17 protein-coding genes and 1 tRNA gene are annotated in these 14,711 nt (G+C 73.1%); 11 read left to right on the top strand and 7 right to left on the bottom strand.

Annotation, left to right across the window (positions count from 1 at the left end; genetic code table 11):
- The first annotated feature begins 30 nt into the window (after positions 1–30).
- Positions 31–762 carry a glutamine amidotransferase gene (locus M3148_RS09895; RefSeq protein ID WP_251304528.1) on the top strand — a complete coding sequence of 244 codons (732 nt, stop codon included), beginning with the start codon at positions 31–33 and terminating at the stop codon, positions 760–762.
- Positions 763–809: 47 nt separating this feature from the next.
- Here M3148_RS09895 and M3148_RS09890 read toward each other — a convergent pair.
- Positions 810–897: transfer RNA gene (locus tag M3148_RS09890), tRNA-Ser, on the bottom strand.
- A gap of 159 nt (positions 898–1,056) precedes the next feature.
- Between M3148_RS09890 and M3148_RS09885 the strand changes: the two genes are divergently transcribed.
- Genes M3148_RS09885 through M3148_RS09875 form a run of 3 tightly spaced genes read left to right on the top strand, consistent with a single transcriptional unit; the run spans position 1,057 to position 3,414 of the window.
- Positions 1,057–1,587 (top strand): PAS domain-containing protein, encoded by a 531-nt coding sequence (locus M3148_RS09885; protein ID WP_251304527.1) that lies wholly within the window; start codon positions 1,057–1,059, stop codon positions 1,585–1,587.
- Positions 1,584–2,483, top strand: a complete 900-nt coding sequence (locus M3148_RS09880) for a methyl-accepting chemotaxis protein (protein WP_251304526.1) — start codon at positions 1,584–1,586, stop codon at positions 2,481–2,483. The genes M3148_RS09885 and M3148_RS09880 overlap by 4 nt, the downstream gene beginning before the upstream one ends.
- A 34-nt stretch (positions 2,484–2,517) precedes the next feature.
- Positions 2,518–3,414, top strand: a complete 897-nt coding sequence (locus M3148_RS09875; RefSeq protein ID WP_251304525.1) for a Sir2 family NAD-dependent protein deacetylase — start codon at positions 2,518–2,520, stop codon at positions 3,412–3,414.
- Positions 3,415–3,594: 180 nt separating this feature from the next.
- Here the strand turns inward: M3148_RS09875 and tadA are convergent, their stop codons facing one another.
- Positions 3,595–4,047: a tRNA adenosine(34) deaminase TadA gene (gene tadA, locus M3148_RS09870; protein WP_251304524.1), complete on the bottom strand. Its 453-nt coding sequence runs from the start codon at positions 4,045–4,047 to the stop codon at positions 3,595–3,597.
- Positions 4,048–4,094: 47 nt separating this feature from the next.
- On the opposite strand from tadA, the gene upp reads away from it, so the two are divergent.
- Positions 4,095–4,730: a uracil phosphoribosyltransferase gene (gene upp, locus M3148_RS09865; protein WP_251304523.1), complete on the top strand. Its 636-nt coding sequence runs from the start codon at positions 4,095–4,097 to the stop codon at positions 4,728–4,730.
- Positions 4,731–4,987: 257 nt separating this feature from the next.
- Entirely contained in the window at positions 4,988–6,271 is a 1,284-nt protein-coding gene (locus M3148_RS09860) for a CAP domain-containing protein (RefSeq protein ID WP_251304522.1), read from the top strand.
- 4 nt (positions 6,272–6,275) lie between these two features.
- Here M3148_RS09860 and M3148_RS09855 read toward each other — a convergent pair whose 3' ends face one another.
- Positions 6,276–6,542: an acylphosphatase gene (locus tag M3148_RS09855; RefSeq protein ID WP_251304521.1), complete on the bottom strand. Its 267-nt coding sequence runs from the start codon at positions 6,540–6,542 to the stop codon at positions 6,276–6,278.
- A gap of 1 nt (position 6,543) precedes the next feature.
- Entirely contained in the window at positions 6,544–7,920 is a 1,377-nt protein-coding gene (locus M3148_RS09850; protein WP_251304520.1) for a serine hydrolase, read from the bottom strand.
- 37 nt (positions 7,921–7,957) lie between these two features.
- Between M3148_RS09850 and M3148_RS09845 the strand changes: the two genes are divergently transcribed.
- Positions 7,958–8,929: an alpha/beta hydrolase gene (locus tag M3148_RS09845; RefSeq protein ID WP_251304519.1), complete on the top strand. Its 972-nt coding sequence runs from the start codon at positions 7,958–7,960 to the stop codon at positions 8,927–8,929.
- Here the strand turns inward: M3148_RS09845 and M3148_RS09840 are convergent.
- The 3 genes from M3148_RS09840 to M3148_RS09830 form a co-directional block, all read right to left on the bottom strand.
- Positions 8,926–10,575 (bottom strand): MDR family MFS transporter, encoded by a 1,650-nt coding sequence (locus tag M3148_RS09840; RefSeq protein ID WP_251304518.1) that lies wholly within the window; start codon positions 10,573–10,575, stop codon positions 8,926–8,928. The two genes, M3148_RS09845 and M3148_RS09840, sit on opposite strands and share 4 nt — an antisense overlap.
- Positions 10,575–11,030 (bottom strand): MarR family winged helix-turn-helix transcriptional regulator, encoded by a 456-nt coding sequence (locus M3148_RS09835; RefSeq protein ID WP_251304517.1) that lies wholly within the window; start codon positions 11,028–11,030, stop codon positions 10,575–10,577. The genes M3148_RS09840 and M3148_RS09835 overlap by 1 nt, the downstream gene beginning before the upstream one ends.
- A 202-nt stretch (positions 11,031–11,232) precedes the next feature.
- Entirely contained in the window at positions 11,233–11,505 is a 273-nt protein-coding gene (locus tag M3148_RS09830; protein ID WP_251304516.1) for a DUF7218 family protein, read from the bottom strand.
- Between the two features lie 172 nt (positions 11,506–11,677).
- On the opposite strand from M3148_RS09830, the gene M3148_RS09825 reads away from it, so the two are divergent.
- Genes M3148_RS09825 through M3148_RS09810 form a run of 4 tightly spaced genes read left to right on the top strand, consistent with a single transcriptional unit; the run spans position 11,678 to position 14,704 of the window.
- On the top strand, positions 11,678–12,406 hold the full coding sequence (locus M3148_RS09825) for an ABC transporter ATP-binding protein (RefSeq protein WP_440136917.1): 729 nt from the start codon (positions 11,678–11,680) through the stop codon (positions 12,404–12,406).
- Complete coding sequence (locus M3148_RS09820) at positions 12,403–13,794, top strand: FtsX-like permease family protein (RefSeq protein WP_251304515.1); 1,392 nt, start codon at positions 12,403–12,405, stop codon at positions 13,792–13,794. The genes M3148_RS09825 and M3148_RS09820 overlap by 4 nt, the downstream gene beginning before the upstream one ends.
- A complete protein-coding gene (locus M3148_RS09815; RefSeq protein WP_251304514.1) occupies positions 13,791–13,982 on the top strand; it encodes a hypothetical protein in 192 nt (63 codons plus the stop codon). Before M3148_RS09820 ends, M3148_RS09815 begins: the two co-directional genes overlap by 4 nt.
- 47 nt (positions 13,983–14,029) lie before the next feature.
- Positions 14,030–14,704: an SIMPL domain-containing protein gene (locus tag M3148_RS09810; protein ID WP_251304512.1), complete on the top strand. Its 675-nt coding sequence runs from the start codon at positions 14,030–14,032 to the stop codon at positions 14,702–14,704.
- Positions 14,705–14,711: the final 7 nt, after the last annotated feature.

Genomic DNA, 14,711 nt, shown 5'->3' with positions numbered 1-14,711 from the left:
CGAGCCGCGGCACGCAGGTAACCTGCGGACGTGAAGCCCTTCCTGCTGATCTCCACCCGCTCCGAGGACGACGCCGCCGACTCGGAGTACGCGTCGATGCTCGCGCTGGGCGGACTCGCCGAGGCCGAGCTCGAGCGGCTGCGGCTCGAGGCGGAGCCGCTGCCGGACCTCGACCTCGACGCATACTCGGGCATCATCCTCGGCGGCAGCCCCTTCACCAGCTCGGTCCCCGACGAGCACAAGAGCGACACCCAGCGCCGGGTGGAGGCCGAGCTCAGCGGGCTGCTCGACGTGCTGGTGGAGCGTGACTACCCCTTCTTCGGGGCTTGCTACGGGATCGGCACGCTCGCCCGGCACATCGGCGGGGTCCTGGACGGCACGTACTCCGAGCCGATCAGCGCGCCGGTCATCTCCCTCACCGACGAGGGCCGCGCCGACCCCGTCCTCGCGGGCCTACCGGTGTTCTTCCAGGCCTTCGTCGGCCACAAGGAGGCGTGCACGCACCTGCCGGAGAGCGCCGTCATCCTCGCCACCTCCGAGCACTGCCCGGTGCAGATGTTCCGGGTGCGCACCAACCTGTACGGCACCCAGTTCCACCCCGAGCTCACCCTCGAGGCGCTGGTGGAGCGGATGACCGTCTACCGCCACGCCGGCTACTTCGACCCTGACGACTTCGACGACGTCCACCGCGAGGTCGCGGCCGCCGACGTCACCGCGGCCGGCCGGGTGCTGACGAACTTCGTCCAGCGCTACGCGCGCTGAGAAACGGCAACGGCCCGGGGCTCACTGGGAGACCCGGGCCGCCGCGCTGGCGGTAGCGGTGGGATTTGAACCCACGGTGGCTTGCACCACACAGCATTTCGAGTGCTGCACCTTCGGCCGCTCGGACACGCTACCTCGGCGACCGAGTGTACCGGCCGGCGCGCCCGAGCCACTAATCGCTGGCTGCTCCTGCCGTGTGGGCCTCGCCTCAGGCCCGCTCCCTCAGGATCGCCGCCGGCGTGCCGATCGGTCGACATGGTGAGGGACGAGTCGTTCGAGAGGTAGGCCAGACCAGTGCTAGCAACCGCGCCGACGGGAGTGGCGCGCACCTTCGGTGAGGACGAGATCATCGTCTCCAAGACCGACCTCAAGGGTCGGATCACCTACGCCAACGACGTCTTCCTGCGGGTCTCGGCGTACTCAGAGGACGAGGTCCTCGGCCAGCCGCACAGTCTCATCCGCCACCCCGAAATGCCCCGCGGTCTGTTCCATCTCCTGTGGGAGACCATCCAGACCGGGGAGGAGATCTTCGCCTACATCAACAATCTCGCGAAGGACGGCGCCCACTACTGGGTGCTCGCGCACGTGACGCCCACCCGCGACAGCCGCGGCGCCGTCGTCGGCTACCACTCCAGCCGCCGCTCGCCCTCCCCCGCGGCTGTCGCCCGGGTCGCGAGGATCTACGCCGGCATGCGCGCCGCCGAGGCGAGGCACCGGCGAGCCTCCGAAGCTGCCGTCGCCTCCCGTGCCGCGCTCGAGGAGCAGCTCGCCGGGCAGCCCTACGACGAGCTGGTGTGGGAGCTCGTCGGGGAGGGACGGGCATGAGGCGCAGGCAGGTTGCCGCCCGGATCGCCGAGCTGGAGGCCGAGCTGGCGTCCCACCACGCGGCTCGCGCCGCCGTCACCGCCGTCGTCGAACGCGCCGCGGCCGGTGACCTGGAGGTCCGGGTCCCGGACTTGGGCGAGAACGTCGACGCCGACGCGCTGCGCGACGGCGTCAACCGGCTCCTCGACGTCACCGACGCCTTCGTCCGCGAGTCCCAGGCAGCACTCACCGCCGCCGCGGCCGGACGCTTCCACCGCCGCTTTCTCCAGCAGGGCATGCCGGGCAGCTTTCGGGAGGGCGCGGCACGGATCGACGCAGGACGGGCATCGATGCAGGACGGCGCGCGCAGGCTCGCCGAGCAGGTCGACGCGCGGACGAGCTTCGCCGGCTCCGCGCTCGCTGCCTCGGCGCAGGTCACGGCCGACCTCGTCGAGGTGGCCACCTCCACGAGCAGCCTCGCTGCCTCGACCGCCACCGCGGTCAGCGAGGCGCGGGCGGCGCTGGACACCATGCAGGAGCTGGAAGAGGCGTCCGCGGCCACGGCGGAAGCCGTCACCCTCATCAGCACGGTGGCGGCGCAGACCCGCATGCTCGCTCTCAACGCCACCATCGAGGCCGCACGGGCGGGAGACGCGGGCCGCGGCTTCGCCGTCGTCGCCCACGAGGTGCGCTCGCTCGCGGACGAGACAGCCACGTCCGCCGGGCGGATCGGCGCCCAGCTGGAGGCCGCCATCGACTCGGCCCACGAGGCCGCCGCGACCATCGACCGGATCGCCGGGCTCGTCGGGGAGATGGACACGCAGGTGGGGACCATCACGGCCGCCACAGGCGAGGGCTCCACGCTCGCGGAGATGGTCCACTCACTGCGTGAGCAGATCGGTACCTTCGCCGGCTGAGCGGACCGGTGGGCCCGGGGTTAGCCTCGGCCGGGTGGACCCGCAACGACCCCTTATCGTCGCGCCGCCGGCCGACGCCGCCCGGCCCGAGCCGGAGGACGTCCCGGCCGCACTGGCGCCCGTCGTCGAGCTGCTGTCCGGGGCGACGGTCGCGGCGCTGACCGGGGCCGGGCTCTCGACCGACTCGGGCGTGCCGGACTACCGCAGTCCCGGTTCCCCGCCGCGGCGGCCGATGACGCTGCAGGAGTTCATCGCCACCGAGGAGCACCGTCGCCACTACTGGGCACGCAACCACCTCGGCTGGCGCCACCTGCGCGACGTCAACCCCAACGCCGGCCACGCGGCGCTGGCGCTCATGGAGTACGAGGGCACGGTCAACGGGGTCGTCACCCAGAACATCGACCTCCTCCACCTCAAGGCCGGCTCCCGCAACGTCGTCCACCTCCACGGCCGCTTCGACCAGGTGGTCTGCCGCGACTGCGGGCGCACCTTCTCCCGGGAGGCCCACGACCAGGCCCTGTCCGCACTCAACCCGGGCTGGCGGGAGCGGCACGTCGACGACGTCGAGGTCGCTCCAGATGCCGACGCCGCCCTGGAGAGCACCGCACACTTCCGCGTCGCACCCTGCCCACGTTGCGGCGGCACCCTCATGCCCGACGTCGTCTTCTTCGGCGGGACGACGCCGAAGGAGCGGGTGGACCACGCCCGGGCGATCGTCGACGAAGCCGACGCGCTGCTCGTCGCCGGCTCCTCGCTGGCGGTCATGTCCGGGCTGCGCTTCGTCCGCCAGGCCGCCAAGTCCGGCAAGCCGGTGGTCATCCTCACCCGGGGCGAGACGCGGGGGGACGACCTCGCGACGGCGAAGGTCGAGGTCAGCACGACCGTCGCCCTGCCCTACCTCGCCCAGACCCTCCGCCCCCGGCTGACGTAGCACCGAGAGCCCAGCTCCCCGACAGCCGGCCCACGCTGTCGGGATCCTGCGCACAGGTTCGCGACACGCTGCCGACACGCCGGGACAGGCGACGATGAAGGGGCACCCCAGAGGACTTCTGCGCAGAACGCGAACACCCGGGCCCGGAGGAATCCGGCTGTCGGCGGGAGGGGCGAGCTCTCAGCGGCGGGCGGCGAAGAAGTCCCGCAGCAGGCGCGCCGAGCGCTCCTCCTCGACCCCGCCGACCACCTCGGCGCGGTGGTTGAGCCGCGAGTCCCGCACGACGTCACGGATCGAGCCGCACGCGCCGGCCTTGGTGTCCCAAGCACCGAAGACGATCCGGTCCACGCGGGAGAGCACCACCGCGCCGGCGCACATCGTGCACGGCTCGAGCGTGACGACGAGGGTGCAGCCCTCGAGGCGGACGTCACCGGTGGCGGCGGCCGCGGCGCGCAGGGCGAGGACCTCGGCGTGGGCGGTGGGGTCCCGGTCGACCTCACAGCGGTTGTGCGCCGTCGCGACCACCCGGCCGTCCCGGTCGAGGACAACGGCGCCGACCGGCACGTCCCCGCCCGCGAGCGCCCGCTCGGCGAGCTCCAGGGCAGTGTTCATCGCCACGGTCCACGGTGCCATGGGTCCCATCCTGCACGCCGTCGCCCGGGCACCGGTACGTTCTACCCATGCGCCTGCACGTCGCGGACCACCCGCTCATCGCCCACAAGCTCACCGTCCTGCGGGACGAGCGCACCGAGTCGCCCACCTTCCGGCTGCTGGTCGACGAGCTCGTCACCCTCCTCGCCTACGAGGCCACCCGTGAGGTGCAGACCGAGCAGGTGGAGATCGACACGCCGGTCGCGCGCACCACGGGCACGCACCTCGCGGCGCCCCGTCCGCTCGTCGTGCCGATCCTGCGCGCGGGCCTGGGGATGCTCGACGGCATGACGCGTCTGCTCCCCACTGCCGAGGTGGGCTTCCTCGGGATGCAGCGCGACGAGCAGACGCTCGAGGCGATCACCTACGCCAACCGGCTGCCCGAGGACCTCAGCGGCCGCCAGGTCTTCGTCCTGGACCCGATGCTCGCCACCGGCAACACGCTCATCGCGGCAATCGAGTACCTTCTGGCGCGCGGTGCCCGCGACGTCACGGCCATCTGTCTGCTCGTCGCGCCCGAGGGTCTACGGACCCTGGAGCAGGCGGTCGGCGCGCGCGGTGAGGTCAAGATCGTCACCGCCGCCGTCGACGAGCGCCTCGACGAGAACGCCTACATCGTCCCCGGCCTCGGCGACGCCGGCGACCGCCTCTACGGCGTGGTCTGAGCCGCCCCTCTCTCACTGTGCGCCCGTCGACTGCACCATGCTCCCGCTCGGCCGGGAGCACGGTGTACCGGCGGGCGCACGGTCGTTTCCGTGCCCGCCAGCAGTGTTACTCGTGTTACTTATGTGACATGTGAGGCCGGTGGGTCTACCCTGAGCGCGGACACATGGCTCGACGGCCCGCTGCACCCTCCCGCCGTCGACGCCTCGGCTAGTCACGGGCAGGGACGCACACGTGCGCAGGCGGAGGAGGAGCCGTCGTGGCATCTGACCCGCAGGCACGGACCGGCGCACGCCGTCCGCGCCGCACCGCTACGCGCGTGGGCGCCGTCGCGGCCTCCTTCGTCCTCACCCTCACGGTGCTCGCGAGCACCGTGACCGCGGCGCCGACGCTGCCCGCCTGGGTGCTCCTGCCGCTCGAGGCCAGCGGCATGCCCGCGCACATGACCGGCGGCACGATCGTGACGACGACGGCGGAGCGCGCGGACATCGCGATCTCCCTCGCCGACTACGCCGCCCAGGAGCGCGTCACCGAAGTGACGCTGGCCGCGGCCGCCGACGCCACCAAGGCCCGTACGGACTCCCTCGCCTCTCGCTCGCAGCGTCCGGAGAAGGCCACCCCCGCGGTCGTCATGAACGAGAGCCCGGTGTCGACGCCCGGCGGTGACAACCCCGTCCTCGTGCCCGACGCCGGTGAGGAGACCCTTCCCGAGCCAGAGCCGACCACCGCGCCGGCGCCCGTGCCCGAGCCCGAGGTGACAGAGGAGCCGTCCCCGGAGCCGGAGGTCACCGAGGAGCCGGAGCCGGAGCCCACTGAGCCCCCGGTCACGGCCGACCCCGCGCCCGCGCCGGAGGCGTCCGAGCCGGCCGAGCCCAGCGAGCCGGAGGCGCCGGCGAAGCCGGAGCCTACCGAGCCCGCGGAGCCGGAGGAGGGCAGCACACCGCGTCCGAAGCCCTCGGACACGCCGACCCCGGAGCCCAGCCCCAGCGCCACTCCGAAGCCGACGCCCACACCTCCCCCGGCCCCTGCCCCCGACCCGACGCCCACCCCGAAGCCAACGCCGGCACCCACGCCCACGCCGAAGCCGACGCCCACGCCGACGCCTCCACCCGCTGAGAACCCCGGCAAGTGCTCGGTCTCGTCGGCACGGAACTCCCTGTTCGCGCACATCAACTCCTTCCGAGCCGCGAACGGGCGCGGGCCGTTGGAGTACAGCACGCACCTGCAGAGCGTCGCGCAGGGCTGGGCCAACCAGCTGCGCACGATCGACGCCGTGCAGCACAACCCGAACTACCGCACCCAGGTGGGCGTCGAAGTGCGCGGCAGCGCCTGGACGCGGGCCAGCGAGCTCGTCGTCCGCAACACCGGCGGCGCCTCCATGGAGTGCGGGACGCTGTTCCTCGCCCTCCACACGTGGTGGACGAACTCGAACGGTCACGCCCCGTGGATGCTAGACCGCGAGTACACCCACGTCGGCTACGGCTTCACCTACAGCACGTCCGGCGTGCCCTACGCGGTCACCATCCTCGGCAAGAACGGCTGAGCCGCTACCGCACCTGGAAGTCCTGCTCCGCCCGCGGGTCCTCGACGCGCACGTCGACGTCCTGGACCCGTGCGGCGGGCGGACCCTCGTGCAGCCACCGCAGCACCTGGTCGACGGCGGTCTCCTCACCCTCGAGGACGGCCTCCACCCGCCCGTCGGGCAGGTTGCGCACCCAGCCGGCCACGCCTGCGCGCTCGGCCCGGGCGGCGCAGGCCATGCGGAACCCCACGCCCTGGACCCGGCCGGTGACGGTCACGTAGCAGCGCCGCATGTCACTCCTCCTCGGCAAGCACCTCGGCGGTCTGGCCGACGACGCCGACCATCCACCCGGCGTCGGGCACCGCAGCCACGTCCGTCGCCGCGATCTGGACGACGACGGCGTACCCCTCGCCGTCCGCCGACCCCAGGTACCACGAGCCTGCCATCTCACCGGGCGCGCTGCCGCCCTTGAAGCCGACGTACTCCCAGCCCTCGGGCGCCTCGATGCCCGGGTTGAGCGCGAGGATGCCGAGCACCGTCTCGTCGCCACTCTGCTTCAGGCCGGCGTGCGCACGGCACAGGTCCTGCGCCGTGGCGAACCAGTCGAGGCCGTCGGGCCAGATGACGTCCTGGGCGAGCGCCGGGTCGACGGCGACCTCGCCGCCGGGCAGGCCGGCGACGATCTCCTGCCGGCCGGCGGTGTCGGCGGCGGCCCACCGCTCGCGCAGCCCGGGGTCGGTGAAGCCAAGCTGGAACAGCTCGCGGGTGGTGACGAGCGGGGTGAGCAGTGCGGCGTCGTGGTGACCGAGCCGCTCGACCGCCGCGAGCACGGCCTCGCGCCCCACGGCGTCGATGAGGAGGTCGGTGGCCGTGTTGTCGCTGATGGAGATCATGAGCTCGGCCGCCTCGCGGACGCTCACCTCGTGGCCGGCCGGTTCCTCCTGGAGGACGCCGGAGGGCAGGGAGCGCAGGTCGTCGGTGAGCGTGAGGGTGTCCTCCCACGCGAGCGTGCCGTCGGCGACGGCCTGGCGGACGGCGTCCAGGACGTAGAGCTTGACGATCGAGCCGATCGGCCGTGCGACGTCGGACTCCCGCTCAAGGAGCGCCTCGCAGGTGGCGCCGTCGGCCACGAGGACGGAGGTCTCGGCGTCGAGACCGGCGAGCGCGGCGTCGAGGTCCTCCAGGGAGGTGACGTCCGGGACGGCGCGCGTCGCCTCGAAGAACAGGGTGCTCATCCGGCCGTCGGGCTCGGTGACGACGTGGAGGAGGAAGCGGCCGTCCTGCGCCGCGAGCGGCAGCCGGGCGGCGTCCTCGGTGCCGTCGTACCCCTCGACGACGTAGGGGCCGCCCGCCCGCAGCTGGGCGAAGACGGCGGCCACCTGAGCCGCGGGCACCTCCGCGAGGAAGGCGTCCGCGAAGCGCTCCTGCGCCTCCTCGGCGCTGGGCCCCTCGTCCGCGGCGAGCTGCTCGAGCACCCACGCCGCGGCCTGGCCCGCCCGTGTCTCCGGGAGGGTGACGCCGTCGGCGATGCTCACCTCCTCGGTGGGCGCGGGCGGCGAGGACGACGACGGCGCACCCTCCGAGTCCTCCGTCTCACCTCCCCCGCACCCGCCGACGAGGAGCAGCAGCGCGAGCGCTGCCGGCACGGTCCGACGTCTCCCCCGAGTCATGGCGACGATCCTCCCAGACGCCTGCGAGGATGCGGCCATGTCCGCCCGCCTCTCCCCGCCCCTGCCCGACGTCCTCGGTGAGCCGTGGGTGCAGCGCCGCATCGCCCTGCGTCCCTCGCCCGACTACGACGGGCAGCCCGAGGCCGTCCTCGTCCACCGGCGGGAGCCGACGAGCCGGCAGGCCGTGCTCTACCTCCACGGCTTCACCGACTACTTCTTCCAGGCCGCCCACGCCGAGCGCTGGGTGGCCGCCGGGCTGGACTTCTACGCGCTGGACCTGCGGATGAGCGGGCGGGCGCTCGGTGAGCAGACCCGCGCAGGGGACGTGCGCGACCTGCACCACCACGACGAGGAGATCGGCGTCGCGCTCGATGCGATCCGCGCGGACGGGCACGACCAGGTCGTCCTGCTCGGCCACTCCACCGGCGGTCTCATCGCGGTGAGCTGGGTCGACCGTCACCCGGGGCAGGTGGACGCCGTCGTCCTCAACAGCCCGTGGCTCGAGCACAACGGGCCGTGGGCGGAGCGCGTCCTCCTCACCCGGCTCATCGGCCTGCTCGCCCGGTGGCTGCCGAGCGTCGTCGTCAGCCACCTGGACGAGCCGTACGGACGGTGGCTGCGCGAGCAGGGCTGGGACTACGACCTCGCGTGGAAGCCGGTCGAGGGCTTCCCGATGCGTGCGGGGATGGCCGCCAGCGTGCGCCGCGAGCACGCCCGAGTGGCGCGCGGGCTGGCGGTCGACGTGCCGGTGCTGCTGTGCTGCTCCACCCGCTCCGGCTCGCCGTCCTCGCCCACCGCGGAGGAGCTGCGCAGCGCCGACTGCGTCCTGGACGTGCGGCACATGGTGGACCGCGGCCCGCGCCTGGGCCCGGACGTCAGCGTCGTCCAGGTCGACGGCGGGGTCCACGACCTCGCCCTGTCGCCCGGACCGGCGCGCCAGGCCTACGAGAGCACCGCCGTCGAGTGGGTGACGGAGCGGCTCGCGGCCCCGCGGGACGGCAGGGGTTAGCCCGCCCTGCGGGCCGGGCCCTCGTCGTCGGTGCCCGCGGCGTCGTCGGCGGCGGGCAGCTCACCCTTGACGTCCTCGACGGCGCGCTTGACCTCGAGGTCGACGGTGTCGCGCAGCGTGGAGCCACGCATGAGGACTGCCGCGACGAGGGCGACGACGGCGAGGACACCCATGATGAGGAAGATGAGGTCCATCCCGTCGCCGTAGGCGCTGCGGACGATCGCCTCGACGTCGTCGGGCAGTGCTGCGACGTCCAGCGTGCCGCCCCCACCGGCCATGGCGTCCGCCGGGATGCCCGCCTCGGTGAGCCGGGAGACGAGCAGGGTGGAGATGTGGGCGGAGAGCACCGCGCCGAGCACCTGGACCCCGATCGCGCCGCCGAGGGAGCGGAAGAAGGCGACGGCCGAGCTGGCGGCACCCATGTCCTTGAGCGCGACCGTGTTCTGGACCGCGAGGACGAGGTTCTGCATCGAGGCGCCCTGGCCGATGCCCATGAGCGCGAGGTAGATGCCCAGCACCCACAGGGGCGTGGACACCCCGATCGTTGCCATGAGCATGACGCCGACGGCCTGGATCGCGATGCCCCCGACGACGTACCGCTTCCACGTGCCGCCCGAGCTGACGAGCCGGCCGGCGATGGTCGAGGCGAGGAAGACGCCGAGCATCATCGGGACCATGAGCAGGCCCGACTCCGTGGGGCCGTAGCCGCGGCCGATCTGGAAGTACTGACCGAGGAAGACAGGGGCGGCGAACATCACGGTGCCGACGGCGAAGCTGGCGACGATGCTCAGGGCGGTGGTGCGCTCGGTGAGGATCCACATGGGCACGACGGGCTCGGCGGCCCGCAGCTCGACGAGGACGAAGGCGACCGTCCCGAGGACGGCACTGCCGAGCATGGCGGCGGACTGCCACGAGACCCACGCGAAGCTCGTGTCGACAAAGGACAGCCAGAGCAGGAGGAGGGTGACGGACATGACGATGAGAGCCGCGCCCCAGTAGTCGATCTTCGGCTTGCGGCGCGTGCTCGGCGGCACGTGCAGGCGCCGGTGGAGGACCCAGATCGCGATGAGCGAGAAGGGGATGGCGCTCCAGTAGCACCAGCGCCAGCCCAGCCACGGGGTGTCGACGATGACCCCGCCGATGAGCGGGCCGGACACGGTGGCCACCGCCATGACAGCGCCCATGTAGCCGTTGTACCGCCCACGCTCGCGCGGGGAGATGATCGTGGCGATCGTCGTCTGGACGAGCGCCATCTGCGCGCCCATACCCACGCCCTGGATGACGCGGTAGGCGATGAGCGTGTTCGCGCTCTGCGCGGACCCGGCGAGCAGCGAGCCGACGCTGAACAGGCCGATCGCGAGCAGGAGGAGCTTCTTCTTGTCGAAGAGGTCCGCGAGCTTGCCGAAGATCGGGGTGCTCGCCGTCGAGGCGAGGAGGGCCGCGGTGACGATCCACGTGTACTGCAGCTGCGTGCCGCCGAGGTCCGCGATGATGACCGGCAGCGCGTTGCCGACGATCGTGCCGGAGAGCATGGCAACGAAGAGGGCGAGGAGCAGGCCGGTGAAGACCTTCATCACCTCGCGGTGCTTGGCCTCCTCCGCCTCGGTGCGGCGGCCCGGGCGGGGCATGCGGTCGGGGCGTGCCATCAGCGCGCCACCTCCTGGGTCGCGTCGAGGAAGCGGGCCACAGTGTCCAGCACGTCGGTGAGCTGGGCGACGTCGTGCTCACTCCAGTCGGTGAGGGCCGACTCGAGGTGGCGACGGCGCAGCTGACGGACCGCCGCGAGCGCGTCCTCGCCCGTGGGCGTGAGCCGCAGGAGCGCGGCGCGCGCGTCCGCCGGGTCTTGGCGGCGCTCGACGCTGCCGTCCTGCTCGAGCGGACTCACGTGCCGGCTCACCACGGAAGGGTCGACGAGCAGGTCCTCGGCCACGTCGGCGATGCGGCACTCCCCCTGGCGGGCGAGAGAGGCGAGGACCGCCACCTGGGAGGCGGGCCGGCCGGACTCCCGAGAGAGGCGGACGGTGAGGTTGCGGTGGCGACGGGTGAGGTCGGCCAGCGCGTCGATGAGGCCTTCGAGGACGTCGTGCTGAGCTGCGGTCACGATGTCCACGATAACCCTTACATGCAGCATGCATCTATCGCAGAGCATGGTGAGGTCGCCCACCCTCGGGACCAAAGCCCCTTCCCCGCCGGGGACGCCCTGCGCCGACAGCCGGATCTCTCCGCGAGGAATCCGGCTGTCGGCGCGAGGGGTGGTGCTCGGTCGACCGCGAGGAATCCGGCTGTCGGCGTCAGGGGGTGGGTCAGTGGTTGCGGAGGGCCTTGATGAGCTCGTCCTTGTTCATGCTCGACCGGCCGTCGATGCCGATCTCCCGCGCGCGGTCCTGGAGGTCGTCGACCGTCCAGTCCTCGTAGGAGCCGGAGTGGCCGCCCTTCTCCCCCACGTCGCTGCGTGAGCTGTTGGCCGCGGCGTTGGCGATGCGGGCCGACTTCTCCTTGGAGTTGCCCTCGTCGCGGAGGGACTCGTAGAGCTCCTTGTCCTTGACGCTGGGGCCGGGGTCCTGCTTGCCGGGCATGTGCCGCCTCCTTCTCGTCGGGCCTCCAGGATCCGCCGGGGGCGCGGGGCTCGCATCCGCAGCGTGTCCACCCCTCGGTGGACACGTCCTCCACCCGGGAGGGGACGGCGACGGCGCAGGATCAGTCCCCCGCCCGACGCGCCCCGGCTGGTCGCGGCCGGAGGCTGGAGCCATGACAGCCCACACCTCCGCCCCGCCACCACCCACCACCGCCGCGGTGCCGGTCCTCAGCACTCGCGGCCTCACCATGACCTACGGGATGACGACGGCGCTGGCCGGGGTCGACGTCGACCTGCGGGCCGGGGAGTCGGTCGCCGTCATGGGAGCCTCCGGCTCCGGCAAGACGACCCTGCTCCACTGCCTCGCCGGGATCATCCGCCCGAGCAGCGGCCAGGTCCTGCTCTCCACGAGCCACGGGCCCGTCGTCATCAGCTCCATGTCCGACGCGGAGCGCTCCAGGCTGCGCCGCGAGCGTCTCGGCTTCGTCTTCCAGGAGGGGCTGCTCATCCCCGAGCTCACCGCCGTGGAGAACGTCGCGATGGCGCTCATGCTTCAGGGGGTCGGGCGGCCGGCGGCCGAGCACCACGCCGCCGTCTGGCTGCGCTACCTCGGCCTGGCCGGGATGGAGGACCGCCGCATCGGCCAGCTGTCCGGTGGCCAGGCCCAGCGCGTGGCGATCGCGCGGGCGCAGGTGACCGGCGCGGAGGTCGTCTTCGCGGACGAGCCCACCGGCGCGCTGGACAGCGACACCTCCCGCGAGGTCATGCAGGCCCTCCTCCACGCCACGACCGGTGCCGGCCGCACCCTTGTCGTCGTCACCCACGACGAGACGGTCGCCGCGCAGTGCACGCGCGTCCTGCGGCTGCGGGACGGGTGCGTCGTCGGGGACTCCCGCTCATGAGCACGGTGACGGGCCCGACGTCAGCGCCCACGCTGGCCCCTCCCCCGCCACCGGCCGGCAGCGGTACCGGGGTGGTGCTCCCGGTGGGCATGCTCCTCGCCCGCCGCGGCAGCGCGCGGTCGGCGGTGCTGCTCCTGCCGGTCGTCGCCTTCGCCGCGACGACGACGCTCCTTCTCACCGTCCTCGCCGGCGCCCTGTCCTTCCGGCAGTGGGACGACAGCTACGCCCTCGCCTACCAGCTCTTCGCGGCACTCGCCGTCGTCCTGCTCGTCGTCCCGCTCGCCTCCCTCGGCGGCGCCGCGGCGCGGCTCTCGGCCCGGCGGCGCGACGACCGCCTCGCCACGCTGCGCCTCCTCGGGGCGACGACGGCGACGGTCGCCAGGATGACCGTGCTCGAGGCCGCGACCGTCGCGCTGACCGGCGCGCTCGCCGGAGTCGCCGGGTACGTCGTCCTCGCTCCCATCGTCGCGCTCATCCACTTCCGCGGTGAGCCGATCGGCAGCGCCTTCTGGCTGGCACCGTGGGTCGTCCTGCTGGCGGTCGTCACCGTCGTCCTGCTCGCCGCCGTGAGCGCCGTCGTCGGCCTGCGGCAGGTGAGCATCTCCCCGCTCGGGGTCCGGCGCCGGACCGACGCCCCCACGGTCGGGTGGGTGCGGGCCGCCGTCAGCGTCGTCGTCATCGGTGCCGCCGCCGTCGCGATGCAGGGCAGCTACGCGGACCTCGCCGTCATGATGGCCGTCCTCCTCGGGGGCTTCGGGAGTGTGCTCGCCGTGCTCAACCTGCTCGGCCCGTGGGTGGTTGCGCGGCTCGCGCGCCGCCAGCTGCGGCGGGCGCACACGCCGGCGCAGCTGCTGGCCGCCCGCAGCATGGCGCAGTCGCCCAAGGCGGTGTGGCGGCAGGTCAGCGGCGTGGTCATGGCGTGCTTCGTCGCGGTCGTGGCCGGCAGCGGCGTCGCGGTGATGAGGGTGACCGCGGACATGAGCAGCCGCGACGACCAGATGCTGCTCGTGGACGTCCAGACGGGCATCGTCATCACGCTCGTCGCCACCTTCCTCATGGTCGCCGTGTCCGCCGGCGTCACCCAGGCCGCCGAGGTCCTCGACCGCGCCGAGCTCTACCGCAGCCTCGACCGGCTCGGGATGCCGGAGGCGACGATGGTCGTGGCCCAGCGCCGCACCGTGATGAAGCCCCTCGTCGTCGTCACCGTCATCGCGGTGGCCGCCTCGGGCACGCTCGTCCTCCCGCTCGTCGGGATCGCCGTCGTCACCGCGCCGATCTCGGTCCTCGTCACCGCGGCGAGCATCGTCGGTGGGGTGCTCCTCGTCCGTCTCGGGGTCACGACGTCCAGGAGCGTGCTCCGCGGCGTCCTGGCCGAGGGGAGGTCGTGATGGTCCCCGTCCCGGTCCCGCTCGAGGAGGCCGAGCTGCGGCTGCGGCGCGCGCTGGTGCTGCTGGCGCTTTTCGTCCTCGGCTGCGCAGTGGTCGCTGCCGGCACCGCCCTGGGGCTGGGCGCGGTGTGGCAGGACGTCCACGAGTGGGTGTTCTCCCGGGTGGCGGGCGACCAGCTCGGCGGGTGACAGCCCGACGCCCCTGCGCCGGTCCTCGCCGCGGTACCGTGCGAGCCATGAGTGACGTCGAGATCACCGTCCGCGGCTCGAGCCACGTCTTCCACCCGGCCGAGCGTGCCACCGTGCACGCCCAGCTCGGGCTCGAGGGCCCGGATGCGGACCGGGTGTACGCCGCCGTCGTCGAGCAGGCGGGCCGGTTGCACACGAGCGTGACGGCACTCCACGACCCGGCGCACGGGCCGGTGACCTGGTGGTCCGCCCAGGACGTCCGCACCTGGGCCGAGCGTCCGTGGAACACGGAGGGCAAGCAGCTCCCGATCGTCCATCATGCCCGCGCCGAGCTGCACGTGAAGTTCCGCGACTTCGCGCGGCTGGGCCGCTGGCTGTCCGAGGCGGCCACCGTCCCGGGGTTCGGCGTCGACCGGGTGGAGTGGGCCCTGACCGCCGCACGCAAGCAGGAGCTCGAGCACCGGGCCCGGTCCGCGGCGGTGGAGGAGGCCCGGGCGAAGGCCGGCGCCTACGCCGCGGCGCTCGGGCTCGACGGCGTCCGGGCCGTCGCGCTCGCCGACGCCGGGATGCTCGGTGACGGGCTTCGCCCGGTCGACGACGGCGGCGCACCGTTCGCGCGCGCCATGGCCGCCCCGGCGGCGGATGACATGCTGCAGCTCGTCCCGCAGGACATCGAGATCACGGCCCAGGTCGACGCCCGGTTCGTCGCCGTCAGGCCGTAGGGCTCCC

Source organism: Georgenia satyanarayanai (assembly GCF_023715365.1).
Taxonomy (GTDB): Bacteria; Actinomycetota; Actinomycetes; order Actinomycetales; family Actinomycetaceae; genus Oceanitalea; species Oceanitalea satyanarayanai_B.
Note: the sequence above shows the minus strand (reverse complement) of the source record. Positions and strands in the feature narration are given on the sequence as shown.